At 60.1% G+C, this 23869-nt stretch carries 21 protein-coding genes; 8 read left to right on the top strand and 13 right to left on the bottom strand.

Annotated elements, in window-relative coordinates; translation table 11 throughout:
* Positions 1–90 precede the first annotated feature (90 nt).
* Positions 91–450, top strand: coding sequence for a hypothetical protein (locus AX725_RS19095; protein WP_058456890.1), 360 nt, complete (start codon positions 91–93; stop codon positions 448–450).
* 128 nt (positions 451–578) lie between these two features.
* Here the strand turns inward: AX725_RS19095 and AX725_RS19100 are convergent, their stop codons facing one another.
* The 3 genes from AX725_RS19100 to AX725_RS19110 form a co-directional block, all read right to left on the bottom strand.
* On the bottom strand, positions 579–779 hold the full coding sequence (locus AX725_RS19100) for a hypothetical protein (protein ID WP_066114800.1): 201 nt from the start codon (positions 777–779) through the stop codon (positions 579–581).
* A gap of 128 nt (positions 780–907) precedes the next feature.
* On the bottom strand, positions 908–1399 hold the full coding sequence (locus AX725_RS19105) for a hypothetical protein (RefSeq protein WP_066114799.1): 492 nt from the start codon (positions 1397–1399) through the stop codon (positions 908–910).
* Positions 1371–2483 (bottom strand): ParB/RepB/Spo0J family partition protein, encoded by a 1113-nt coding sequence (locus AX725_RS19110; RefSeq protein ID WP_066114797.1) that lies wholly within the window; start codon positions 2481–2483, stop codon positions 1371–1373. The genes AX725_RS19105 and AX725_RS19110 overlap by 29 nt, the downstream gene beginning before the upstream one ends.
* Positions 2484–3181: 698 nt before the next feature.
* Here AX725_RS19110 and AX725_RS19115 point away from each other — a divergent pair.
* Both AX725_RS19115 and AX725_RS19120 read left to right on the top strand, forming a co-directional pair.
* Entirely contained in the window at positions 3182–4303 is a 1122-nt protein-coding gene (locus tag AX725_RS19115) for a hypothetical protein (protein ID WP_058818313.1), read from the top strand.
* Between the two features lie 33 nt (positions 4304–4336).
* On the top strand, positions 4337–5074 hold the full coding sequence (locus AX725_RS19120) for a type II toxin-antitoxin system PemK/MazF family toxin (protein WP_062344765.1): 738 nt from the start codon (positions 4337–4339) through the stop codon (positions 5072–5074).
* Positions 5075–5388: 314 nt separating this feature from the next.
* Here the strand turns inward: AX725_RS19120 and AX725_RS19125 are convergent, their stop codons facing one another.
* On the bottom strand, positions 5389–9606 hold the full coding sequence (locus AX725_RS19125) for a strawberry notch family protein (protein WP_058803373.1): 4218 nt from the start codon (positions 9604–9606) through the stop codon (positions 5389–5391).
* A 222-nt stretch (positions 9607–9828) separates the two neighbouring features.
* On the opposite strand from AX725_RS19125, the gene AX725_RS19130 reads away from it, so the two are divergent.
* The 4 genes from AX725_RS19130 to AX725_RS20695 all read left to right on the top strand — a co-directional run bounded on the left by AX725_RS19130 (position 9829) and on the right by AX725_RS20695 (position 14768).
* The gene (locus AX725_RS19130) at positions 9829–11028 is read left to right on the top strand and encodes an AAA family ATPase (RefSeq protein ID WP_058803372.1); all 1200 of its coding nucleotides are present in this window, start codon (positions 9829–9831) and stop codon (positions 11026–11028) included.
* A complete protein-coding gene (locus AX725_RS19135) occupies positions 11025–12041 on the top strand; it encodes a ParB/RepB/Spo0J family partition protein (protein ID WP_058803371.1) in 1017 nt (338 codons plus the stop codon). Before AX725_RS19130 ends, AX725_RS19135 begins: the two co-directional genes overlap by 4 nt.
* Before the next feature lie 178 nt (positions 12042–12219).
* Positions 12220–13473, top strand: coding sequence for a replication initiator protein A (locus tag AX725_RS19140; protein ID WP_082660526.1), 1254 nt, complete (start codon positions 12220–12222; stop codon positions 13471–13473).
* A gap of 1013 nt (positions 13474–14486) precedes the next feature.
* On the top strand, positions 14487–14768 hold the full coding sequence (locus AX725_RS20695) for a WGR domain-containing protein (protein ID WP_082660524.1): 282 nt from the start codon (positions 14487–14489) through the stop codon (positions 14766–14768).
* A 5-nt stretch (positions 14769–14773) separates the two neighbouring features.
* On the opposite strand, the gene AX725_RS19145 is transcribed toward AX725_RS20695, so the two are convergent.
* On the bottom strand, positions 14774–15700 hold the full coding sequence (locus tag AX725_RS19145) for a hypothetical protein (RefSeq protein WP_066114029.1): 927 nt from the start codon (positions 15698–15700) through the stop codon (positions 14774–14776).
* Positions 15701–15893: 193 nt separating this feature from the next.
* Here AX725_RS19145 and AX725_RS19150 point away from each other — a divergent pair, with 193 nt between their 5' ends.
* Positions 15894–16904, top strand: coding sequence for a site-specific integrase (locus tag AX725_RS19150; RefSeq protein WP_230960947.1), 1011 nt, complete (start codon positions 15894–15896; stop codon positions 16902–16904).
* A 359-nt stretch (positions 16905–17263) separates the two neighbouring features.
* Here the strand turns inward: AX725_RS19150 and cobU are convergent, their stop codons facing one another.
* From cobU to AX725_RS19190, 8 genes are read right to left on the bottom strand one after another with little or no spacing between them, the layout of a single operon-like run.
* Complete coding sequence (gene cobU, locus AX725_RS19155) at positions 17264–17770, bottom strand: bifunctional adenosylcobinamide kinase/adenosylcobinamide-phosphate guanylyltransferase (RefSeq protein WP_039330671.1); 507 nt, start codon at positions 17768–17770, stop codon at positions 17264–17266.
* On the bottom strand, positions 17763–19226 hold the full coding sequence (locus tag AX725_RS19160; RefSeq protein ID WP_039330669.1) for a cobyric acid synthase: 1464 nt from the start codon (positions 19224–19226) through the stop codon (positions 17763–17765). Before AX725_RS19160 ends, cobU begins: the two co-directional genes overlap by 8 nt.
* Complete coding sequence (gene cbiB / locus AX725_RS19165) at positions 19214–20167, bottom strand: adenosylcobinamide-phosphate synthase CbiB (protein WP_039330667.1); 954 nt, start codon at positions 20165–20167, stop codon at positions 19214–19216. Before cbiB ends, AX725_RS19160 begins: the two co-directional genes overlap by 13 nt.
* Entirely contained in the window at positions 20160–21149 is a 990-nt protein-coding gene (locus AX725_RS19170; RefSeq protein WP_039330665.1) for a threonine-phosphate decarboxylase, read from the bottom strand. Before AX725_RS19170 ends, cbiB begins: the two co-directional genes overlap by 8 nt.
* Positions 21146–21862 carry an adenosylcobinamide-GDP ribazoletransferase gene (gene cobS / locus AX725_RS19175; RefSeq protein ID WP_039330663.1) on the bottom strand — a complete coding sequence of 239 codons (717 nt, stop codon included), beginning with the start codon at positions 21860–21862 and terminating at the stop codon, positions 21146–21148. Before cobS ends, AX725_RS19170 begins: the two co-directional genes overlap by 4 nt.
* Positions 21863–21875: 13 nt before the next feature.
* The gene (locus AX725_RS19180) at positions 21876–22445 is read right to left on the bottom strand and encodes a histidine phosphatase family protein (protein WP_039330661.1); all 570 of its coding nucleotides are present in this window, start codon (positions 22443–22445) and stop codon (positions 21876–21878) included.
* Positions 22442–23458, bottom strand: a complete 1017-nt coding sequence (gene cobT / locus AX725_RS19185) for a nicotinate-nucleotide--dimethylbenzimidazole phosphoribosyltransferase (protein ID WP_039330659.1) — start codon at positions 23456–23458, stop codon at positions 22442–22444. Before cobT ends, AX725_RS19180 begins: the two co-directional genes overlap by 4 nt.
* Entirely contained in the window at positions 23455–23862 is a 408-nt protein-coding gene (locus tag AX725_RS19190) for a DUF1636 domain-containing protein (protein ID WP_039330657.1), read from the bottom strand. Before AX725_RS19190 ends, cobT begins: the two co-directional genes overlap by 4 nt.
* Between the last annotated feature and the right edge of the window lie 7 nt (positions 23863–23869).

Consider the following 23869-nt stretch of genomic DNA (forward strand, 5'->3'; position numbering starts at 1 on the left):
AAGTGCGCGCAGAGACGCTTAGCGTATATCTGTGCCCGTTCTATGTCCTGACCCCTCAAAGGGATCCCATGGCCTAACCCCGCTTGGAAAATGATCGACAAGCGAGATTCGGCCGCTCGCGATGCTTGGTTCTATGAGTGCCAACGCCGCAAGATACCGTTCCTGCACGTGGCAAAAGCAAGAAAACACTTCTCGGTCCATTGGGACCATATCAGCTTGGATTCTGATTATGACCAGATGATCAGACAGTCTGCCGATGGGAAAATGGCAAGGGTTCTGTTCCGAACCTATCAACTGATCGCTTCTGGCCTTGAGCCTAAAAGCTTTTTCGATGGCGGGGCCTTGGTGGGGGATGTGACTGGCTTGTCTGAATCAAGCGCCCGGCAGATTGCAAATGCCTTCGCTCTCCTGCTTTTTCCTGGCAACGTGCAATCTGCTTTGGCTGCATAAGAAGATATTGGAAGCCGCGGAACCAGCGGCTTCAATACGCCACAACTCCATCAGGCCGAAATTCTGAGCTCCGTTCGCGTCGTGCAACAAGCCAGTGGTCCAAATCAGGCACGCTGCGGTGGACTTCATCATCGCCAGAAGCCGTCCTGTCTCTGGCCGTGCCGGTTGTCGTAATTCTCGCGCTGATCGTAGGCGCTCTTGCGGATACCCACCTCGACCCGCTGGCCGCCGACGTTGCGAATGTGGAGATCGCGCAGATCGACCTTGTTGCGCTGCGCCCAGCCGCGTAGTAGGCACCGGTTGTGGACACGCTTCTGATGACCCGGCATCCTTCGAAGGTGCCGGTTTCTTCATTCTCGCGCTCCCATGTGAGCTGATTGTCAAGATAGGCCTTGGGAGTGTCGAAGCCCCCCATTCCGGCACGGTGCATGTAAAGCCAGCCCATGCGTGTTCTCCTTCAGATGAGCCCCGGCTGCGCCGGAGGTGCGATCTTCAATTCGCGCGCGATCCGCGCCGTGAGTGCGGGAATGTCTGCAAGGGCGGTGATCGGCGCTTTGCGCATCACCGCGCCAGGCGGTTTCCAGAACGGGTTGCGCCAGGCGAGACCCGGCTCGCCGAACCTTTCCGGGCTGATCCGGACGTAGATCCCGTCGGCTTCCAGCACATGCTCGCCCGCGAGCTGTTCCTGTGAGGTGTAATAGCTGATGCGATAATCGGCGTGCTCGAGCCCGATCCCTGCTGCGATCTGGCGCAGCGCCCGCGTGCCCTCGCGCCGGTAGTGGCGCAGTTCTTCGGGACGATAGTCGATCCCGCGTTTGACCAGCGCAATGATCGCAGGCCTGTGTTTGAGCTCGGCAAGGCGTTCAATGCATTGGGACCGCAGAGCCTGGTCGTCTGCCTCACATTCGGTCGGCCTTCCGTCAGCAATGCGTTGAAGGTGGCGCGTCACTGCGCCATTCTTCGGGCAGTTCGCGCACCGGGTTATTGAGGTCGCTGCGCTCAGCATCGAGATCCTCATACTCGGCCTCGAGCTGCCCGAAATCGGCCCCGTCGCCTTCAGGGCCGCCTTCATGGCCTTCGTCGATGATCTCGCTGATTTCTTCCATGCGGGCATCGATCGCGTCAATTCGGGCTCGTGCTTCTTCGGACAGCGGCGCGGGCGGCAGCCGGACAGCATTGACGCCCATTTCGCTGCGCGCCTGCCATGAATTGGTCGACGCCACTGGGCTGATCCAGGCAAGGCCAGTTTCAGCAGCGATCCGCTGGGCTTCGGCCTCCATTTTCTCGGCCGCAAGCCTGTGGGCGATCTCGATGTCGATCCAGCGATCATCTGCCGCTTCGCTGAAGAGGTCGCGTTCGATCTTCCCGCCGGCGGCCACATAGGCATCTTCGCCGATCAGCAGCGCAATCGGGTCATTGCCGCGCATGGAACCGTTCGCCACCATACGCCGGATGGCATCGGCGCTTGGGTTATAGGCGTAGCGCATCTGCTCAAAGACCCGCAGTTGCACCTCGTGCTGGTCGGTCGCTGCGTAGGCCTTGGCGATCTCGAGTGTGACATCGCCTTTGGCGAGTGCCTCGAAAATCGGCTCGGCAAGGTTCGCTAGCCGCAAGCGGCCTTCCACGAAGCGCAGGGTGAGGCCGAAGCGTTTGGCGACCGCGGCAACGTCGCTGCCTTCCTTGATAAAGTGCTGGAAGGCCCGGCATTCCTCAGCCGGTGACATCCCGACGCGCTGGAAGTTCTCGGCAAGCGAGGCCTCGCCTGCTTCCTCTTCGCTGCCTTCGAGCAGCTTGCATTCGATCTCGGTATCGGGGGCCCAGGCACCGCGCGTGACGATCATCTCGATGGCCCGCAATCGCCGGCCACCGGCGATCACGGCAAACTTGCCGCGCTTCTTGCTCCTGGTGACCAGCAGGTTCTGCAAAAGGCCGCGCGCTTCGATGTCGGCGGAAAGCTGGATATCGTCTTCTTCGCTGCGCGTTTTGCGCACATTGGCATCGCTCAGATAGAGCCGGGAAAAGGGAATAAGCATCGTGGTCGCTCCTGATGTGCACCCGGCAATCACCCGGGCACACATCCCCTCCCCCTCCCCTTCCGATCTGCGTTTCACGCAGGACTAAGAGTTGACCATCTTCTCCCCTGAGGGTGAACAGCATAACATGGTCTTGAGCTGGACGGAGCGACTCATAAAAGAACAAAATGCCGAAAGGGTTGGAGCTCGCGATTCTGGGATGGCCACCATTCGCGGCGTAACCAGACCGGCTTTGAGCCAGAATGCGACGTTAGCTAGTCGAGCTTTGAAAGGCAGTTTTCATCGCTTCTCGACAGCACCTGCCTGAAGGCGAGAGCTGAACGCACAATGCGCGATCGGTGATCGGAAAGCGCTTGATGCTAAAGGAATCTGGATGAGGAAAGGGGAGAGCCTCTTGCGAAGCTCTCCCCGAGCACCTTGCGGTGTAATTCCAAAAGGCCGTTAAGCCGAGCAGCCTGAGCTGTGAGTTCTATATAGGCCAAAGGCGTTAAAATTCAACTCGCGTTTGAATCCTAAGTCCCTGATTTCAGACATTCCTTGCGAGCCAGGCCGTTATACGGCATGATCCATTTTCCTTGATTCCCTTGATATGTTCCATTGTTCTTGATTGCCTTGATACCCTTGATTGCATTGAATACCTTGATGGGGACAGAAAGACGTGTTACCACGCCCTCGTGGAACGATCGAAAAATGCGCCTTTGGACGATTCGGCGTCCCGTGAAGCCGAATCAGTCGGTGCCGATCGCATTCGGGGGAAGGGGCGAGGCGGCAACTTTCTTGCCATTGATCGCGCAGCATGGGAACGCCTATGGGAGGTTGAGACTAACAACAGGCTGAACCTCGTCACCGCATATATTGTGCTGCTTGCCGGGACCGGCAGCGACCATCAGCTCAGCAAATGGTCGACCAAGGCTTGCGAACAGCATGCAGGAATGGGCAAGCCACGGGCCAAGGTCGCGATCGACGAGCTGATCCAGCATGGGTTCGTTGCGCACACCGACCGCTCGACGAAGCTCTATCCGCAATATCGCCTGCAGCCGATCCCTCTCGACAGCGACCCCATCTTTCTGCCGGTCGCGTTGGTAACGGGAATTGAAACTGAGGCTTCAATGCTTCGCCGTGTCCGCGAGACCGGCGACGCGCTCTTACTGCGAATGCTGGTGGACCTCTATGGTTTGGTCCAGCTCGATGCGACATTCGGTGTGCCAATCGGCGCGTTGAGCCAGACCCCGCCCGACGATTATCCTGCTCGAAAGGTTTTTGAGATCGGCATCCATTCCGTTTGGGCACTTCGCCTCGTCGGTGGGTCGAAGTCTGCGAAAGGTGATTGGGCGAGTTATCATCGCTCGAAAAGCCGCAACAAGGATGGAGCCTGGGGGGATTTCTGGGCGCGGGTGGCGATGCTCGAGAAGATCGGGGCCGTCTGGTATGAAGCATGGATCTTCGACAGCGAGGAATCGGATGCCGAGCCGCTGTTTCCAGTCGATCCCGGCGCCCTGTATCATCAGGGTGAGGGTGACGATGTCTATCAGCTCACCCGCACGATGCTCGACGCTGCGGCCAATCTTTCTGAAGAGCGCAGCAACCTGCTCGAACGCTATGGCATCGACATGTTAGTGACCCTCGCGCAGCATCGTCGCGCGCCAGGTATCCGGGGCGTGGCGCGTATGCGGATCGAGGCGGATACGCCGGGTCGTCGGCTTTCCTATTACAAGCGCCGAACCCAGATCGAAATCTACGAAGCTGGCTACACCCAAATAGCACTCGATGCGCTACGGGGTGAATATAGTCGACCAATGAATACCAGCACGCCGCAATGAGACAACCAACCGCCGGGAAAAAGCAGCCTCTCCATGCCGAATGACGACAATTCAGATGATCAGCCGACTATGGAAGTGCCGTTCCCGACCGAGGCCGAACTGCTTGCAGCGGGCTATGTGCCAATCCCGACAGACGAAGAGTTGCTGGCACAGGGCTATGTGCCGATCGATTTCACAAACATGCCGGACGTGGCCCATTTACTGACGGAAGCCGGGCATCCTTTTCCGTTGCATCATGAGATCATCAAAGCGGGCTATGTGCCAATCAGCCGCCGCGAACGGCGTATCGTAAGCCGACCGCGCATGGGCCAAATGTATTGGATCGATTTTCCGCACGACGCTTATGCGCCCGAGTTCGTGAAAGAGCACCCTGGCATTGTTATTCGCGCGGCCAATTCGCTACACGACACCTGCATTATCCTGCCCGTTACGAGCGCGCAGCAGAAAGCGGGGACGAACTTTCATCAGCTCTCCAGGAATCCCAATCCCAAAGGGCAGGCTGCAGGGCGGATCGCCTATGTCGTCTGCGACCATCTCTACACGGTCAACATCAACCGCCTCCGCCCATTGGTCCACAATGGGAAGGCTGTCTTTCCCAAGGTAGAGCCGCACGATCTGACCGCGATCTTCGCGGTAGTGCAAAAGGTTCTGGGCGCTGCGTTCGGACCTGCGCAGACCGCTGTAGCGGCGGGGGCCACGCCAGTTCAGGTACCGCCTGCCGTACCTGCAAAGGCTTTGGGGCCGAACACCCTGACGCTGAGAAAGAAGTAGGCAGCGGTGTCGGTGATGCGGTCACGTCGCTGACTCCATCCACTCGACTGACCCGAACTGTCGAAGCTGATCGGCTTCGGCTGCGCCGAGGGTGCTACGAGCACTGTCGCCCTCCCCAACCGGCCAGCCTCACTCGTCGTTGCGAACAAGCAGGAAACATCTGATTCTGGCGCGAGCCGTTGCTAGCAAACGCCACCGACACTGACAGGAATGCCCCACTTCGTGGCCTTCCATGCTGCACAGATAGTGCAGACCAAGAGGAAAACCGTGGGACGTCAGGGCTCCGGCATCGATGTTCCCAGCATTGCTTTTCATCATGCTCGAAACATCGCGCCTATGACCGACAGCGCTGCCTTTGTCGGGATGAACACCCGTGTGCGAAACGCAATGATTTCCGTAAAGCAGCCGATGCTCTTGAGCCAAGGCAGCTGTTCAGGCGGGACCCCCACGATTTCATAGCGCTGCTCGCCTGCCACGCGGGAGCATTTCAAGGTCGCCTCGAAGGGCTGATTGATCGGGACTGTCCGGCCTTCGCCGAGCGACCTGATGATCATTTCCGGGCTGAGTTCAACGGTGGAGGCAATGTCGAATTTCTCGAGCAGCTTCGCCACGTCGAGTTCGTGGACCATACGGCCGAGCCAGCTTCTGCCCTCTTCGTCCACGATCCGCCGGACCTCCAGATAGTCGATAGGCAGGCTCGACCAGATCGGCAGGAGAAGTCCGGTCGCAAGGTACACGGTCTCCGTCGTTAGCCGTTCGGCAAGCTCCGCAACCTCGCTTTGCCACAGCTTCTCGAAGGTCCTGCGCGGGACTTCCTCCCATGCGGATTCGGCGAGGTCATCGAAGTGGTGGTATTCGCGGCGAAGCGGACGGTGGAGGATAACCCGCCGGATCAAATCCCCCTGTTCTGTCATGAAGTGCCGCGAAGGTTCGGCCAAGGCCGCCTTCCCGCTCTTGATATTGTGGAGCAGAATGCAGCCGTCGGCATAGTCGCGGCGCTCAAGGACACGCTCAAGCGAGATCGGCCGTGCTCTGGTCTTGAGGGCTAGCTGCAGCAAATGCGACGTGGCGCCGGTTCGCTCATCGGTCCGAAGGACTATGTCCTCGACAATATCGGCCTGTTCAACCCGCAGGGTTTCGACGCCAACATCGAGCGATCCGGCCTCGCGCGCTGCTGACACCCGCGCTTCGACCAACCCCAGAAACTCCTCGAAGATCGCATTCTGCATCCCGATCGGCAGCGCGAGGATGCGATTGAGCCAGCGCTGGATCGGCGGAAGGTCCTCTTCGAGCACGCCATCGTCGGAGACGATCTTGAGCCCACTGCGGCGCTGAAAATCGATCAGCGTAGCGCTCTTGAGCTTGCCGTCCGCCAGCAAGGCAAACCATGTCGAGAGGGCCGCCTTGGCATATTCGCTCTCGAGATTGTCGGCAGGGTCAAACAGGTTCTGCCCGCCCGTCTGGCGTTGGCCCCGAGTAAGCGCGCCGAGGCTATCGAGCCTGCGCGCAATGGTGCTGGTGAACCGCAGTTCCCCCTTGCAGTTCGTGGTCACAGGCCGGAACAGCGGCGTGTTGGCTTGATGCGTCCGGTGCGTTCGGCCCAGCCCCTGGATGGCCCGGTCGGCTCGCCATCCAGGCTCCAGCAGGAAGTGGATGCGCCGCTTCTGGCAAGTTGCATCGAGGCTGGCGTGATAGGACCGCCCGGTGCCGCCCGCATCACTGAAGACCAGGATCGGCTTCCTGCCATCCATGAACTGGTCGGTCTCGGACTGGTTCGTCCGCGGCGAGCGGGTCTCGAGCCGCTGCTGCCCGTCGCTCTGGGTTATGAGCCGCTTGCTGCGCCCGGTCACCTCGGCGACTTTCTCCGGGCCATAGTGCTCGATGATCCCGTCCAGCGCTGGCTTGATCGGCGGCATGGCGCACAGGTGCTCGATCATCTCGCCGCGGCGGGCGATCGCAGTCTGGTTGTGGACGGGACGGCCTTCCTCGTCGAACATCGGTGCAGAGCGCTGGGTGCCGGTATCATCGACGAATACCTGCATCTGTTGCGTGGGGAAGGCGCGTTCGAGGTACTCGATCACAGCGTCGAGCGGGCTGAGGTCGAGGTCGAGCTCCGCGCGCTCTTCTGGCGAAAGGCTGTCGAGACGGCGATCGAGGATGCTTTCGGCAGTCGAGACCAGCTGAACCACCACCACCTCGTCCCGGTCCAGATGATGATTGATGGCAGCGATCAGCGTTGGCAGCTTCATCGACAGCAGCAGCTGGTTGAAGAACCGCTGCTTGGTGCTTTCAAACCGGCTGCGTGCCGCAGCTTTTGCGCCGCTGTTGAGCGTTGCGCCGCCGATTTCATCGACCACGCCGGTGAGCTCCAGCGCTTCCTCCATGTTCTGATGGATGATCGCCCAGGCATCCGCATAAGTATCATAGACCGCGATCTGCTCGGCGGTCAGATCATGCTTCAGGATGTCGTATTCGACCCCTGCAAAGCTGAGCGCGCGCGCCTGATAGAGCCCGAGTGCCTTGAGGTCGCGCGACACGAGTTCCATCGCTGCGATGCCCCCTGCCCTGATCTGGCTGATGAAATCTTCGCGGTTGGCAAACGCAGTGCCCGGTCCCCACAGACCGAGCCGCACGGCATAGGCAAGGTTGTTGACCTCCGAGGCCCCGGTTGCAGAGGCGTAGATAACCCGGGCATTGGGCAAATTGTTTTGCAGCAGTACGCCGGCGATGCCCTGCAAGGATCCGCTTTTCGTGCCCCGGGCGCCCTCGCCTCCCGCAACCCCGCCCATCTCGTGGCTCTCGTCGAAGGCGATGACACCGTCGAAATCCTCGCCCGCCCAGTCCAGTAGTTGCTTGAGGCGCGTGGCATCCTGACGCTGGCTCCGAAGGGTCGGGTAAGTGACGAACAGGATTCCTTCGCGAAACGGAACCGCCTGATCGATCTTCCAGTTCGAAAGCGGCTGAATGTCGGCAGCAAGGCCGCCGATGGCACTCCAGTCGCGGCGCGCGTCTTCGAGCAGACTCTCGTTCTTCGATACCCAGATGGCCTTCCGGCGTCCGGCAAGCCATCCATCAAGGATGCAGGCGGCGATCTGCCTGCCCTTCCCTGCCCCCGTGCCATCGCCGAGGAAATAGCCTTTGCGATAGGCCCGTCCTTGCTCGTCGAGTTGGAGGCCTACGCCCTCTTCAGCCGGAACGAACTGGCCAGGCAGATACTGCTGCCACGCGTTCCCAGCATAGATGACAGTTTCGATCTGGGCCTCGGATAGCAGGCTTTCCTGCAAAACCCGATCCTGCAGCGCCGGGACATAATCCGGGATCGGTGCCGGGATCGAACCCATGGCCACGCTTTCGACGAGCGGCGTCGGATGCTCGCGTGCACCAACAATGTCGATCCGGCTTGGCCGGTATGGGATGTAGACCCCGCTTTGCTCACCGAGAACGCGCGGCTTGTCCAGGGTACTGAACGCCAGTGCTTCGATCTTGGGCGCTTGGGCTGCCCTCGCTTTGACGGGCTTTGTGATCGGCGTTGCCCGCATGGCTTTGAAGAGCGCGCCCGGCTTTGTTTTCGGCGGCACCGCGCGCGGTTCGCAGTCGGGCTGGGCTGTCACGCGTTTGATGATTGGAACCGCAGACGCCACGTCTGCAACCGTTTCCCGCGCCAAAACTGCTGGTCTGGTTTGCCCCGGGATCTTGTCGATCACGTACAAGCGCACAGCCACGCTAGTGCCCTGCTTGTGATAGCATTTATCGAGGCGGATTGATGTGCGGACCGTGCAAGAGGCGAAGGTGTCGTCGTAGATTTTCGCAAGCTTCGCGCTCGTCGTGAACCAGTCCGGCATGATCGCGACGATCCGCCCCCCCTGCCCTATCCGCGTTATGGCAGCGCGCAGGTGACGCACAGCCGCGAACTCGTCTGCTCCTCGTCCCATTGAGCGGGAAAACGGCGGGTTCATCAGGATCAGGCTGGGCTGCACAGCAGCGTCGAGATGCGATGCCAGCATGGCTCCATCGATCCCCGTGGTGGTGGCCTGGGGGAACAGCAGAGCCAGCTTCTCCCGCCTGCGCGGATCGATCTCATTGAGATGCAATGCGCGGACATCGGGCAAAGTTGCCACCAGAGCGCCATGTCCGGCGCTCGGCTCAAGAACGATATCGGTTGCAAGCGGCTGCGCCAAAATCACGGATAGCGCTGCGAGGTCAGCGGGCGTCGAGAATTGCTGGTACCTGAGCTGGTTTTCACTTCTGACCGTATGTGTCGGCAGCGCCTCGATAAGCGCGCTGATCTCCGAAATTTGGGTCAGCATCTGAGGTTTGCTCAGGAGTCCGGCCATGTGGCGCGTCAATGCCGCCTCGAGCAGGTCAAAGGCGTCCCTCTGGCTCCAGGCGCCGTTTGCGGAGCCCTCCCCGTAGAGCTGGCTCATCGTCTCAAACAGGCGTTGTTTGTTCGCCATTCCGGTGGCGATGGCGTTCTGGATTTCGGTGATTGCTGCGTCCAGCTTCTGGCTGGATTGTTCAAATAGGTCGGTCACGGTCTGCTCCTGATGCTGAACCGCATCAGGTCATCCCCCTTCCCTCTCGCCTCGGGTTTATGAGCCCGTGATCACTACGGGCTATGCGACAAGGGGTGCCCGGCAGCGACGAGGATTCGGGACCGGCACCATCCCGAAGATATCGGTTTGACTTCTACCGCCGAAAATGATCATAAAACACGAACTGGGTCGCAGAACTGCGATTCATCGAAAGGCAGACGCATGTCCTACACCGTGAACACACTGCGAAATATGACCAGATCCTGCGAAATGATGCGCGATCGGGTCAAAGCTGTGGTGTTCAAACCTGATGAACGCAAGGTCCTGGATATCACGTTTGGGCCTACGGCGGCAGCGGAATTGGTCGGAAGAACGCCTGAAGCGCTTGCCAAGGCAGAGAAGGAGGGACGTCTCGCGCCTCCGAAGCAGCTTAACAATGGCCGTCGCTATTACACGCTCGAAGACCTTACTCATATTCGCAAGGCGCTGAACATTCATCCGGGCAAGCTAGCCCATGAGAATGCGGTCGTAGTAGCCGTGCAGAATTTCAAGGGCGGCGTCGGCAAGAGTACGATTACCAAGCATTTCGCCGATTTTCTCGCACTGAACGGATATAGCGTTCTCGTGATCGACTGCGATCCGCAGGCGTCAACGACAACTATGTTCGACATCCAGCCCGAAGCACTTATCGATGAAGAGGAGACTTTAGGAAACTTCCTGTCGCCTCGCAGTACATTCGATGATTTCAGGAAGGCAATCCGAGAAACCGCTTGGCCTACAATCAAAATAGTGCCGTCAAGCCTTGGCCTGCAGGATGCAGAGTGGGACCTCACGGCAACGTTGACGGAGGGCGGACAAGCAGTGCGCGAGGGACTTCAGCGTCTCCGAATTGGCATCGACAGTATCATCAAGGACTTCGACGTCGTCTTGCTCGATCCTCCGCCGGCCATGGGGTTCCTGGGCCTCAATGTGATGGCCGCCGCAACAGGTATGCTCATCCCGGTTCCGGCAAGGCAGCTCGACTATCTTTCAACCATCCATTTCATGGACACCATCGCCGAGAATATCGAGATCCTCGAGGATCACGGAACGCCTGTTGATTATGGGTTCATTCGCGTCGTCTGCTCGGCCTACACCCCCAGCAAGCCAGGTGAAGCCGACATGTGGAAGATGATGAAGGCCACATATGCCAATTTCCTGCTGAATCAGCCAATTCTGGCTTCTGAGGAAATCAAGAATGCCACTCAAGCATTCCGGTCGATCTATGAAAGCAAGCCTTCAGCTGCGCACGCAACCTACCAGCGTTGCCGGGACAATCTCAACGCAGTCTTCGGAGAAGTTCTGAACGAAATACACGAGCAGTGGCCGTCGAAGAGCATTTCGAGACGGTCATCTGACACGGCAGGGAGTGTTGCAGCGTGAGCCGTCGTTCATTGATTGGCGAGGCCCTCGCCTCCCCTGCCCCTGACCAGCCTTCCGTCTCTGAAGCCAAGGACGCTGCAGGGGCAACTGCATCGCGCAATTTCACAACACGTCGGCTTGAAGGCTTCACGGAAGCAGCGCGGATGGTCAAGCGCCCGACCATCCGGCTCAAACCTGCAGAATGTTCGATCTGGCCGGGAAACGCCCGTGATTACGAACAGCTCACCGAACCCCGTTTGCGATCTCTGATTGAGTCGATCCAAGCAGAAAACGGGAACCGCATCCCAGTAGTCGTGCGTCGTAAGCAGCAAGGTGAGCTGCAGTACGAACTGATCATTGGCACAAGGCGTCACTGGGCTGTCGCGTGGCTCAACGCCAATCACTACCCGGATATCGAGCTCGTAGCGATTATCGAAGATCTCGATGACGAAGCTGCGTTCCGCCTTGCTGATATCGAGAACCGCGAGAGGGAAGATATCTCAGACTTAGAACGCGGTTTGAACTACAAGGCAGCAGTCGACACCTATTACGATGGCCTTCAGGCACGGCTTGCTGAACGCGTGAAGATCTCGAAATCTACGCTCGCCCGGTACATCGGCCTGACAGAGATCCCGCAAACAATCGTAAGCGCATTTGCCTCGCCAATGGAACTTCAGGTCCGGTACGGTGACAAGCTTCTTCCAGCCATACGCAACCCATCGCTGCGCCCCAGGATGGAGGAAGCAGCAAAGCAAATCGCTGCGGAACAAAGTTTCCGGCAATCCGGAGACGAAGAGCCAATTTCTGGCCCTCAGGTTGTTGTCCGTCTGCTCAAGGCAGTTTCGGGCAGGCCTGGCCGTGCCCAGAAAGCCGTAATCGAAGCCGCAGGATCGTCCATTGGTGTCATCGAAAAGGATCGTGCACGAGGGCTCACGATAACGATCAACCCCACTGATTTGAGCGCTGACGAAATCCTTGATGCATTGCGCCCTCTGATTGAGAAGGCGAAGATTCTGAAAAGGCCTGCCCCATGAAGGAGGGTTTTGGACCCACCTATGGCCATGCCTTTACCACTCTGAAAATGTGGCTTTTATCGTTTTATTTCATATGTTTAGCTCACTTGTCCCACATGTGGGACAGCGGCAGATTTACTAGGCGAAGAACGTGAGCGAGAAAGATCAGTCCTCCTCCGGTCGCCGGGTGCAGTTCGAGATGTTCTTCACGCTGCCTGATTTCAGCGATATCTCGCTGCGGGACTATCAGGAGACCATGCAGCGCCCTTTCTTCAGCCTTTCGAAGAAGAAGCGCCTGAAACCCATTGAGTACCTCAGTCCGGACAAGTCGGTCACCGTGCATGTATCAGCCAACCCAGCCTATGGGATGGCGACCATCTGGGATGCAGATATCATGATCTATCTGGCGTCCCACCTCAACGAATTGCGCGAGCGGGGTGACAATGACCTGTCGCCGACCATTCGTGTTCAACCTGGCGATCTTCTCAAGCGAATCTGCTGGGGTGTAAGCGGGCGCGCCTATGAGCGACTGATCGCAGCGCTTGATCGCCTTCAGGCCACGACGATCAAGACGAACATCCGAGCGAACTCCAAATCCCGCGAGACCACATTTTCGTGGATCGATAGCTATACTCATCTCGTTGATGAGCGAACCCAGCGTTCGCTTGGGATGGAAATCACGCTTTCTAAGTGGTTCTTCGACGGGGTCATGGACAAGCGAAATGTCCTTGCGATTTCGCCTCTGTATTTCGAGATAACGAGCGGACTTGGGAAATGGCTCTACCGCGCAGCTCGCAAGCACGCTGGTGGCAATGGGCCAGAAGGTTTCACGATTGGCTTCGAAACTCTTCATCAGAAAAGCGGCAGCGAAAGCTCCCTACCCTCGTTCAAGAACAAGATTCTTGAATTGGCGCGAGCTAACAACCTGCCGGATATCAGTCTGGAGGTCATTGGAGCAGAGACGCCGCGTCCAAAGCTAAAGATGGTGATGCGTCGCCATCTCGAAAAACCTTCTGGAAAAACCGAACATAGTGGCTCTGTCGCCACGGAGAGCAGACCCCAGCGCATTCAGCGCGCAACCCCCGAAAAGGCAGCCAAGGTCAGCCCTCCGCAGGAATTCGTTGATCCTGCCCTCGTGCGCAAGCTCCTTGCAACAACAAGCGCGAGCTTGCGCCCCGAACAGCAAGCCGATGCATCAGCGGCATTGGACAGCAATGCGAGCCAATCTCAGTCACGACGAAGGGGAGGGGGCGCTCAGGACACTCTTGACCCCGAAATCTATCAGGCCATCCGTGCTGAATGTCCTGGTTGGGATCTCGATGTGCTGATGCGGCAATTCGATTCCTTTTTGAACAGCAATCCGCATGAGTTGCCAAGGAACTACTCGAAACGGTTCTACGGCTTCATGAAGAAGCACCACGAGCGCAACAAGCATACGCTTCCGGGCTTTTGAAGATCGCGACCTTCTGCAGGACTTGGTAGCGGCGCCCGGCGCGCTGGTAGAGCTGCCGCTCGGCTTCAGGCCTGATTACGCTCTGCCGCAGGCATAGCGATCTATCGTAAGAATAAGAACAGTCTCATCATGCACGGCAGCTAGCGAACGTGTTTTCGGGAATCACTTCGCTTAGCCCGCCCGATCAGAGGACCGCGTCTACGTTCGGCGCCAGGTAAATAAATCGCTGACTAGGCCCAAGAGTACCGGCATAGACCCTACAGCCGTGCTTCTGCCGTCCATCTTTGACTGAAATCAGCGATCTACTGTGCAGCGCTCAAGCCAGCTGGCAGATCGCCTGAGGCTCCACTTCAGTCACTGCGATCCAGAAACCCGACAGGTCGGCCTTCAATCTGGACGATGGAAAATGCCTCCAAAAACCATTCCTGAAAACACGTTCGACCGGAAATACCACATTTCCGAAAACACGTTCGTTTCAGCCTAGGAGCAAATGGGGGATCAGAAAGTTTGGGATCGGCGCATCATATGTGAATCGGAACGCTAACTGATCCTCTGGCCTCACGCTCACAGCCGCGCTTTCAAAGTTATCAACAGGGCGGGGAGGTGGCGAACGTGTGATCGGGCATCAGATGACGTGTTATTAGAATCTGGCGGTCGTGCTATCAGAAACCGAACATCGTGTTTTCAGATTCGGCATAGCCGCCCCGACTCGCGAGAAATCAGGAGTTTGCAGGCTGATCACGAGCAGGTAACCTCTTAACCTTAGAATCTAAATCCCCTAACGTTCACGCCTGCGGCGGATTTGTTATTGATTTGATTCAAGATTAAGGAAGGCCGACATATCCCTTCGACGATGACCGCTTTGCGTGCGATGCGTACATTCCACCAGAATGGCAACTCGGCAGATTAGCGCTGGTCACAGCCTTAAGATCGATTCCGTGAATCACGACAGGGACCTGTGATTCAAACTTCCGATTGGCCTAACTTCACGTGGCTATCGCATAGTCCTCCGCATGTTAGAGGTTGGACAAAGGGAATGTCAGATCTGGCTCGAAGCCAAAGATCCCGATCTCAATGTTGCAAGGCGGTACGTCATATCTCGAAGCCAGGACCTGTTCGGTGTCACGATTGTTGAATTCTCGTGGGGGCGGATTGGAACGCGTGGACAGCGACGCATCTTATCCTTCGCCGACGCAGGCAGGGCGACAAAGTTCGTAGAACAGTTGCTGCGTCGCAGAGCGACCTCACATCATCGAATTGGCGTTTGCTACCGGGAAGTATTCCGGGGTCCATGATACGTTCACGTGTCCGTTGGGACGATTGCTCCATCGGAAGTTCGAAGGCTGACCATGCTGGCAGTCACCATAGCCGCAACTGATTGTGAAGCGGTTCGCTTGGTCACCCCAAGGCCTCTGGCAAGCTCCGCACGGGTGAGAGGTCCGATGCCGGCTACCAGACGCCAAGCCAGGGGAGCCGTCGAGGAGGCGTACAGGCCTGAAAGTGCTCCCTCAGCCTGCAGGTGAGCCCTTTGCATGGCACGGAGGTCTGCGGCTGCACTCTCAGCGGTAGCCTGAAGCGCACGGCCTAATAGGACGGGCAGGGGTTCCTCGTGAAGTTCACGGAACAGAGCCCGCGGCATGACCCCAGCAAGCGCCATTGGCGCCGAGCCCAGCCCAAACAAGTGTGGCCGCATGGCAGCAGCGAGCGATGCCGCCCAGGCCGCCCCACGCGGTGCCATACGTGTTACCGCGAACCCTCCGACCTGGACCATCTCGCTGCCGCCTTCGAGAAAGTCGATTTCTTCCGTTCTCAGTTCCGTCAGCCATTCAAGCAAGGTGCTCATCGGGTCACGGCTTGGTAGCAGCGCGTCAAGCCGCTCCAGCGCGCGATCGGCGGGCCAATAGGCCTCGCTGAACCCTTCGGAGTGACATTTGGCGGCCATGACCAGCTTGGCAGCATGGGCGAGGGGAGGGTGTCCTCGCCGGCTAATCCACGACAAGAACTGACGGCGTTCTTCGGAATACCACGAGCGCATCAGCTCGCTCGCTTCGAGCCCCGGATTGTGTTCAATTCCAAGATTATCAAACGGATAATCGCGCACATGCACGCGCCAGAGGCGCCGAAGTGAGGCCAGCGCAAGGCATTCGGACAACTCGGGTGAGATGAAGGGGAGGGCGCCTTCGATGCGGGCAAGCGTCAGTTGCCAAGGTGCTGGGGCGGATACCATCGGCCAGATAGTATATAAATGGCATAAAAAGTATACCCAGCTTGTACGGTGGGTTTGCTGTCCGATAAGAGCCCTTCACGGACAACACGACAATCTATATAGAGTGCCTCAAATCCGCTGCGACGCCGCCGCTCTCCCAAGGGCAGAACGCCGAAGAAACCAGCGGCGCGATCGAGCATGAAGGAGAGGCGCTTTGGCTGACGGCACCGGGCTGATCGTTGAGGTGCCGATCGATGAGGGCCTCGTCTCGCTCGGACAGGCAATCCCTCCGCAGCTCGCCGCCGAAATCGAGGCCGCCCGTTCCTACAGGGCGCGATCCAAGGCCGCGAACACCGTCCGCGCCTATGACAGCGACTGGCGGCAGTTCGAAGAATGGTGCTGGACGCGCGACCTTGAGCCCATGCCCGCGATGCCCGAGGTGGTTGCAACCTGGCTGGCGTCACTGGCTCAAGCGGGGAGGGCGGACAGTACGATCGGGCGGCACCTTGCTGCCATTGCCTGGCACCACAGGCAGGCGGGGCACGTGGCGCCGCAGCACCGTGATCCCCGCGATGTCATCGCCGATACGCTCGCCGGCATTCGGCGCGAGCAGCGCGCACGGCCGACACGCAAGAAGAGCGCCATTCTGGCGGCCGATCTGGCGCGGATGATTGCGGCTGCAGAAGGATCGAGCCCGAGGGCAATCCGTGACCGTGCGGTCATGGCGCTGGGCCTTGCAGCAGCACTTCGGCGCTCGGAGCTGGTCGCTCTGCAGCTCGCCGATCTCGAGCTCGTGCGCGAAGGGCTCAAGCTGACGATCCGGCACTCGAAGACCGACCAGGAGGGGGAGGGGCAGGTCATCGCAGTTCCGTCGGGCAAGGTGCTCAAGCCCGGTCCCCGCCTCAACGAATGGCTGAGCGTCAGGGGAGGGGAGGCGGGGCCCCTTTTCTATCGAACCGATGCTCAGGGCTTGATGACGAAGGAGCCCATGTCAGATCGCTCGGTTGCTCGCCTGATCCAGCGCTACGCCGAGAAGGTCGGTCTCGATCCGGCTGCGGTCGGGGCGCACTCGCTTCGATCGGGATTCCTGACCGAAGCTGCGAAGGCTGGTGCTTCACTGCCAAAAATGCAGGAGGTCTCGCGACAGAAAAAGGTGGAGGTGCTGCTTGGCTATGTCCGAGATGCGGCTTTGTTTGAGAACCACGCTGGCAAGAGCTTTCTCTAGCCTAGGTTCAGGCTGAAACGCGGTGCCCCAAGGACCAAGGGAGCCACCGCGACACTTACCGCGCGCACATACACCGTGACGGTGGTCTGAAATGTAACCGATTTTGAGCAGAGTCCGACGCCAAGTTGCACTGCTACCCAACTTTGAACCGCTTGGGTCTAGAGTTTTCCGCCACCAGATAGGCACTCTCGTCGCGGAAAAAGATGTCCCGACAAGCCGCATCAACGTTATGAACGCCTTCCAAACCGGGCAGCCAACCATCGCCATGGGCAGCGCCATGATCCAGCTTCTGGCGGTCTTTCTGGCCGGCTCTCGCGCAATTTGAATTCCAAATATGCCATTAATACAATGGGACATTTTCATTTGAACTGCAAATTCAAGCCAGCGCACAGCAACTGCACCTCGTTCGCGCAAGCCGCGACACGTTGATGAAGAAACCCGGCCTCATCCCGAAACCGGCGCGCCAACTGGTTTTCCGGGACGATGCCCAATCCGACCTCATTGCTGACGAGTATGAGGGTCCCTTGCGCAACCGTGATGGTCTCAATGAGTGTGCGGACTGCCGCCGGGATATCGTGATCGCCGATCAGGAGATTGGTCACCCATAGCGTGAGGCAGTCCACCAGCAAGACCCGGTCGGGTGAGGCATGCAACTCGATCGCTTCCGCAAGTTTAAGGGGGGCCTCGACCGTTTCCCATTCCACGCCGCGATCCGCCTGGTGCCGAACGATACGGTTGCGCATTTCCTCGTCGAAAGCTTGAGCCGTAGCGATGAAGACTGGCGACAGGCCGGTCGCCTCGGCTCTGGCCTGTGCATAGCGGCTCTTGCCCGAGCGCGCTCCGCCAATCACGAACAGGCTACGCATCGTCTTTCCCCATTGCGAGTTTCAACAAACCATCCACATCGAGATGATGTTCAAGCTCAGCCGCGATCGCATTGAGCGCGTCATCCACCTTCGCATCATGGTCGATCCCGTCCGACTGCGCGCCGAGCATGCCGAGCAGAGCTGAACGCAGCGCCGTGCTGGCAAATGCTCCGTGGACGTAAGTGCCCGTGACTTGCCTGTCTGCACTGGTTGCGCCGTCGGGCCGCCCTTCGCCGAGCAGCGCAAAGGGGTGACGGCAATCGGGACCGCTGGTCACGCCCATGTGCATTTCAAAGCCGGTGAAGGCTTGATCGAGCGCAGTGCCTGCAACCTGGCGCAGCGCCTTATCTCCGGTCAGGACCGTTTCGACATCCAGCAGACCCAGACCGGGGATATCTTCAGGTGGTCCCTCGATCCCTTCCGGATCGGCGATGCGGCGGCCGAGCATCTGATAGCCGCCGCAGATGCCCAGGACCTTTCCACCGCGCCGATGATGCGCAAGGATATCAATGTCCCAGCCTTGTTCGCGCATCGCCTTCATATCAGCGATCGTGGCTTTTGATCCGGGCAGGACGATCAGCGCACAATCACCGGGGATGGGCTGGCCTGGCGGTACCATGACCAGTTCGACCGAGCTTTCCGCTTTGATCGGATCGAGATCGTCAAAATTGGCGATCCGGGGGATGATCGGGCAGGCGATTTTCAGGCGACCGGCGGTTTCGCGTGCGGTTCGTTCAAGCACGACCGCATCTTCGCTTGGCAAATGGGCAGTGGCGCGCAGCCAGGGCACCACGCCATAGCCTCGCCAGCCCGAAAGCGCCTCGATCTGCCGATAACCGTCGGCAAAGAGCGCCGGATCGCCGCGAAACTTGTTGATGAGAAAACCCCGGATCATCGCCGCGTCGTCCGGGTCCAATACCGCCCTCGTGCCAACGAGCGCAGCAATGACGCCGCCGCGATCGATATCGCCGACCAGCACGACTGGCACACCGGCAGCACGGGCAAAGCCCATGTTGGCGATGTCGCCTGCCCGCAGGTTGATCTCCGCCGGCGAGCCGGCGCCTTCAACCACGACGACATCGCACTGCGCCTGCAGCCGGTGCCAGCTTTCCATGACCTCGGGCAGCAGTTCGCCACGCTTGTGCCGGAAATTGCCACCGCCCAGCGTGCCGCGGACCTTGCCGTGAACGACCAATTGCGATGTGTGGTCGGCCTGAGGCTTGAGCAGTACCGGGTTCATGTCGGTGTGCGGTTCGACCCGGCATGCTAGAGCCTGCAAAGCCTGGGCGCGGCCGATCTCGCCGCCATCGACGGTAACCGCAGCATTGTTCGACATGTTCTGGGGCTTGAACGGGCGAACGCTCAGCCCGCGATTGGCAAGGGCGCGGCACAGCCCGGCAACCAGCACCGATTTCCCGACATCGGAACCCGTGCCCTGCAACATCAGAGCGCCCATACGATATCCTTCCAGGTGAGAGCGGCCACGATGGCCCAGAGCAACAGGCAGGCGCGGACATAAATGCGCAAAGCGCGCCTGACGTCAGCAGCGCCAGCATCGCGCCGCCCGCTGCCGATCCAGTCCTTGGCATGGGTCACACCATCGTAGGACACTGGTCCCGCGAGCGCGAGATCTAGCGCGCCCGCCATGGCCGCCTCGGTCCAGCCTGCATTGGGTGAGGCGTGGCGGCGGTGATCGCGCCACAGCGTGGCCCACCCTCCGCCGCCGGCAAGACATACCACGACGCCGCCAAGCCGAGCCGGCAGCAGGTTCATCACATCGTCCGTGCGCGCCGCAGCCCACCCAAAGGCGCGCCAGCGCGCTTCCTTATGGCCGATCAGGCTGTCTGCCGTATTGATCGCCTTGTAGGCCCAGACGCCGGGCAGGCCGCCGATAACCAGCCAGAACAGCGGCGCGGCGATGCCGTCGCAAAAGCTTTCGGCCAGACTTTCGATTGCAGCTCGTGCCACACCCGCGCGATCAAGGGTGTCGGTATCACGCCCGACGATCATGGAGACGGCATGGCGCGCACTTTCGAGATCATTCTGCTCCAGTGCGACTGCGATGGGAAGAACATGATCGTAGAGGCTGCGTTGGGCCAGAGCGGGCCAGGCCAGTGCTGCGGCACCAAGCCACCAGCATGAGCCCAGCAGGTGCCGGGCGAGCGCGGTAAGGCCAAGTCCAGCCCCGATTGTCAGCACCAGCAGTATCAGAACGGTCATGACGCCGAGCGTCTTGCGTATGCCGTCTGAGTGAGTTGGCCGGTTCCATGCGCCTTCGCAGGCATTGATGATCCGGGCAAACAGGCCGACCGGATGTCCGACACGGCGATACAGCGCGCCAGGCCAGCCAATGGCAGCATCCAGCACCAGGGCCATGAGCGCGAACGGTTCAGCCATGGTCTTCGAGCACGGCACAGAGACGCTCCATCGCCTCGTCGTTGGCGGGCAGGCCAAAGCGTAACCAATCCGGTTTATCGGCGAAGGGGCGGCTGAGGATCGCAGCCCGGGCAAGACGTTCAAACAGGTGTGACGCGTCCGGCGTCGTTATCAGCCGGAAGAGTGGGCATGCGCCGCTTGCCAACAAACCGAACGAGGCCAAGCGCTGATCGAAGCTGGTGGCCTCGGCGATGAGGCGCTCCCGCATCGCGTCCTGCCAGGCGATATCCTGATAGGCGCGGGTGCCGATGGCGATCGCAGCCGCCGAGACCGGCCAGGCACCTAGCTGCTTACGCAGACTCGCCAGGATCGGACGAGGGCCCAGCACAAAACCGAGCCGCAATCCGGCGAGGCCAAAGAATTTCCCGAAGGACCGAAAGATCAGGAGTCTGTGCCGATCATCAACTTGGTCGGCGAAACTGTGGTCGGGGTGGCAGTCTGCAAAGGCTTCGTCGATTACCAGCCACCCTTTCCGACCACGCCGCACCAGAAGATCGCTCAAGGCTTCCCGAGAAAGCAGGACGCCATCCGGGTTGTTGGGGTTGGCAAGGATCAGGCTTGATCCATCGGCCAGCGCCAGATTGCCAAGCGTTACGGGATGGCTGGAGGCCGCCATCTCGCCGTGGGTGCGATAGGATGGAACGGCGTGGCAGACGTCATCGCCCAGCACCCTGCCGGCGAGGCGAAGGCCAACTTCGGTGCCTGGCACCGCGCAGACATGATCGGCATGACACCCGAAGCTGGCGGCGGCCGCTTGCTCCAGCGCGCGCAGGGCCATTTCGTCTGGCAGGGCACGCCAATCGATCTCCACCGCCCCTGCACCGTGCCAGACATGCGGATTGATCCCGGTGGAAAAATCGATCCAACCACGCGCATCGTCGCCGAAATGCGCGCGGGCCGCAGAGAGGCCGCCGCCGTGCCATGTCCAGCGATCGCGGGTCATGCGGCCGCCATCACGACAAGCGCCAGCAGCAGCGCCGCCTCGATCAGTTCAATTCCGGCGCCGTGTCCATCGCCCGAGATGCCGCCAATAGCGCGCTTGATCCACAGGCCCCATAGTGCCGCAGCAGGAACCGCAATGAGCAATGCAGGAAACGCCACCGTGGTGGCGAGAAGTACTGCGGCCCACAGCGCCAGATCGATCGGCCTGATCGCGCCCCGAAAGCGCGCACCAAGGCCATCGTGCAACGGCGATAGCAACAAGGTCCATGCCAGCGGCGCGATGCGCGCGGCGACCGGCACCCAGATCAGTGCCAGAAACTGGCTGTGCTCGATCATGCCATGCAGCAGCACGAGCTTGGTCAGCAGTTGCATGGTGATGGCCGTTACGCCGAAGCTGCCGACATGCGGATCTGCCAGGACGGCCAGGAGCCGCTCGCGGTCCTTGTGGGCCGCGCCGCTGGCATCGGCCATATCTCCCAGACCGTCCAGGTGAAGGGCTCCGGTGACGAGAACCCAGGCGATCAAGGCGGCAAGGGCTCCGGTCCAGGGATCGGTCCTTGCTCCAACCCAGGCGGCCCCGGCAACGATAAGGCCAATCACCAGCCCAGCAGCTGGAAACCAGCGCATGGACTGGGCGAATTCCTCGGCAGAAACCGTGAGCCGGGGTGTCGGCAAACGGGTGAGGAACTGGAGTGCGATGAGGAAGCCTTTCATGCGATCGGGCGCTTCATGTCCAAAGGCCCGCGATCTGGGCTGAGCGCGGCGTTCCCGGCCAGACCCGCAGGCTGATCAGCGCGGCATAGGGAAGGTCAAACGCCCAGACCTGCCGCTGTCCGAAGCCGAACAGGCTGGCCAGCGCAGCCCGGATTGCTCCGCCATGCGTTACGACCAGCGTGTCTTGCGGCGGGATTGCGGCCAAGGCCGCTTCCACGCGCGAAACCAGAGCAGACCAGCGCTCACCACCGGGTGGCGGATTGGCGTCCGGGTCGTCCCAGAACGCGCTGATCGCGGCACTGTCGACCTTAGCGGGTGCCAGACCGTCCCAGTCGCCGAAGTCCAGTTCGCGCCACCGTGAGTCGAGGATCGGGTGCAGCCCTCTTGGATCGGCGATAGCTCTTGCTGCCTCTGCCGAGCGCTGGAGATCGGAACATACAATCGACTGGAACGACAGTTCCTCGACCTGTGCCACGCATGATGCGACGCCCTCGGGCGTCGTAGGCGCATCGGTCCTTCCGAGAAGCAGACCGGGGTGGATGGGCTCGCCATGCCGCATGAGGTGCAGGAAAAACTCGCTCATACGCCAGCAGCCACGCCAGCTTCGGCAAAAGTGGCCATCTGGTTGTGTGCGGCGAGAGCTGAACGCACGATCTGGGCCGCGACCGCAGCGCCGCTCCCTTCGCCCAGGCGCATGCCCAGAGTGAGGAGCGGTGCGAGACCGAACCGCTCGAGCAACCGTTTGTGACCAGGTTCGGCCGAACAATGCCCTGCCAGGCAATGGTCGACAATTGCAGGTTCGGCGGCAAAGATCGGCGCGATGGCAGCGCAGCAGATGAAGCCATCCAGGAGCACCGGCACCCGAAGTTGCCTTGCACGGACAATTGCACCTGCCATTGCGGCTATTTCCCTCCCGCCCAGACGCCGCAGGGTTTCGAAAGGCGTTGACGGTGCAACCTGATGGAAGACGAGTGCCGCTTCGATTACACCGATCTTGCGCGCCACGCCCGCCGGATCGAGCCCCGTTCCCGGGCCGACCCATTCGCCTGCACCGCCTCCCAGCGCCTTTGCACAGAGGGCTGCAGCGGCCGTGGTGTTGCCGATGCCCATCTCGCCAGGGACAAGGAGATCAAGGCCGGCTTCGACCATGGCGGCCCCGGAAGACAGCGCGGCAAGGCATTCGCTTTCGGTCATGGCCGGGGCTGAGGTGAAATCGGCGGTTGGCCGGTCAAGCTCCAGCGCCAGCACCTGAAGATCGAGCCCGGCAGCGGCACACAGCGCGTTGATGGCAGCGCCACCTGCTTCAAAATTGGCCACCATCTGGTGGGTGACTTCGGGAGGAAAGGCGCTCACGCCCCGTGCCGTGACGCCATGATTGCCCGCAAACACGACTGCACGCCCCCGTTCCAGCCGGGGTCTTTCGTGGCCTTGCCAACCGGCCATGAAGATCGCGATCTCTTCCAGCCGTCCCAGGGATCCTGGCGGCTTGGTCAGTTGCGACTGCCGGTTGCGCGCGCTGGCCATTGCTGTTTCATCTGGCGCAGGCATATCGGCAATGGCAGCATCAAAGGCATCGACGGAAGAAAACGTGCTCATTGCGCGACAAAGCCCGGCGGCGGTGTGCGGGTGATGAAGTGGCCTTTGACGCCCTGCGGCCAGTCCTTGAACGGAACCCGGCCATGTTCGCTTTGCGCATAATGGACGGCATAATCGAGGATGGCAGCGGCGGCATCTTCATCGGGAGTGAAGCGGCCCAGAACATACCCGACTTTGCCTGGCGCACGAAGATGGACCGTGCAGAATTCGCTGCAGGCGAACAAGCAGGGCATTTCCTGCACCGCGATACCGGAATAGCGTTCATCGCGTGCCTGCACGGCGCGCAGGGCCTCGACCATACGCGCGCCACCACGCACACCGGCGTCATCCTCCTTTGCGGTGCTGCTGTGTCGGCAGGTGTTGCATGCTACTACGGCAGGGCCGTCCTCGACGGGGATCAACATAATTTCT

Origin of the sequence: Blastomonas sp. CCH9-A1 (genome assembly GCF_001557175.1) — a bacterium.
GTDB classification, from domain to species: Bacteria; Pseudomonadota; Alphaproteobacteria; order Sphingomonadales; family Sphingomonadaceae; genus Blastomonas; species Blastomonas delafieldii_A.

Excerpts from the sequence above, each read along its gene's own strand:
- AX725_RS19095 (WP_058456890.1), top strand. The coding sequence starts at position 91 with ATGATCGACAAGCGAGATTCGGCCGCTCGCGATGCTTGGTTCTATGAG.
- AX725_RS19100 (WP_066114800.1), bottom strand. The coding sequence starts at position 779 with ATGCCGGGTCATCAGAAGCGTGTCCACAACCGGTGCCTACTACGCGGC.
- AX725_RS19110 (WP_066114797.1), bottom strand. The coding sequence starts at position 2,483 with ATGCTTATTCCCTTTTCCCGGCTCTATCTGAGCGATGCCAATGTGCGC.
- AX725_RS19120 (WP_062344765.1), top strand. The coding sequence starts at position 4,337 with ATGCCGAATGACGACAATTCAGATGATCAGCCGACTATGGAAGTGCCG.
- AX725_RS19130 (WP_058803372.1), top strand. The coding sequence starts at position 9,829 with ATGTCCTACACCGTGAACACACTGCGAAATATGACCAGATCCTGCGAA.
- AX725_RS19140 (WP_082660526.1), top strand. The coding sequence starts at position 12,220 with ATGTTCTTCACGCTGCCTGATTTCAGCGATATCTCGCTGCGGGACTAT.
- AX725_RS20695 (WP_082660524.1), top strand. The coding sequence starts at position 14,487 with ATGTTAGAGGTTGGACAAAGGGAATGTCAGATCTGGCTCGAAGCCAAA.
- AX725_RS19145 (WP_066114029.1), bottom strand. The coding sequence starts at position 15,700 with ATGGTATCCGCCCCAGCACCTTGGCAACTGACGCTTGCCCGCATCGAA.
- cobU (WP_039330671.1), bottom strand. The coding sequence starts at position 17,770 with ATGCGTAGCCTGTTCGTGATTGGCGGAGCGCGCTCGGGCAAGAGCCGC.
- AX725_RS19160 (WP_039330669.1), bottom strand. The coding sequence starts at position 19,226 with ATGGGCGCTCTGATGTTGCAGGGCACGGGTTCCGATGTCGGGAAATCG.
- cbiB (WP_039330667.1), bottom strand. The coding sequence starts at position 20,167 with ATGGCTGAACCGTTCGCGCTCATGGCCCTGGTGCTGGATGCTGCCATT.
- AX725_RS19170 (WP_039330665.1), bottom strand. The coding sequence starts at position 21,149 with ATGACCCGCGATCGCTGGACATGGCACGGCGGCGGCCTCTCTGCGGCC.
- cobS (WP_039330663.1), bottom strand. The coding sequence starts at position 21,862 with ATGAAAGGCTTCCTCATCGCACTCCAGTTCCTCACCCGTTTGCCGACA.
- AX725_RS19180 (WP_039330661.1), bottom strand. The coding sequence starts at position 22,445 with ATGAGCGAGTTTTTCCTGCACCTCATGCGGCATGGCGAGCCCATCCAC.
- cobT (WP_039330659.1), bottom strand. The coding sequence starts at position 23,458 with ATGAGCACGTTTTCTTCCGTCGATGCCTTTGATGCTGCCATTGCCGAT.
- AX725_RS19190 (WP_039330657.1), bottom strand. The coding sequence starts at position 23,862 with ATGTTGATCCCCGTCGAGGACGGCCCTGCCGTAGTAGCATGCAACACC.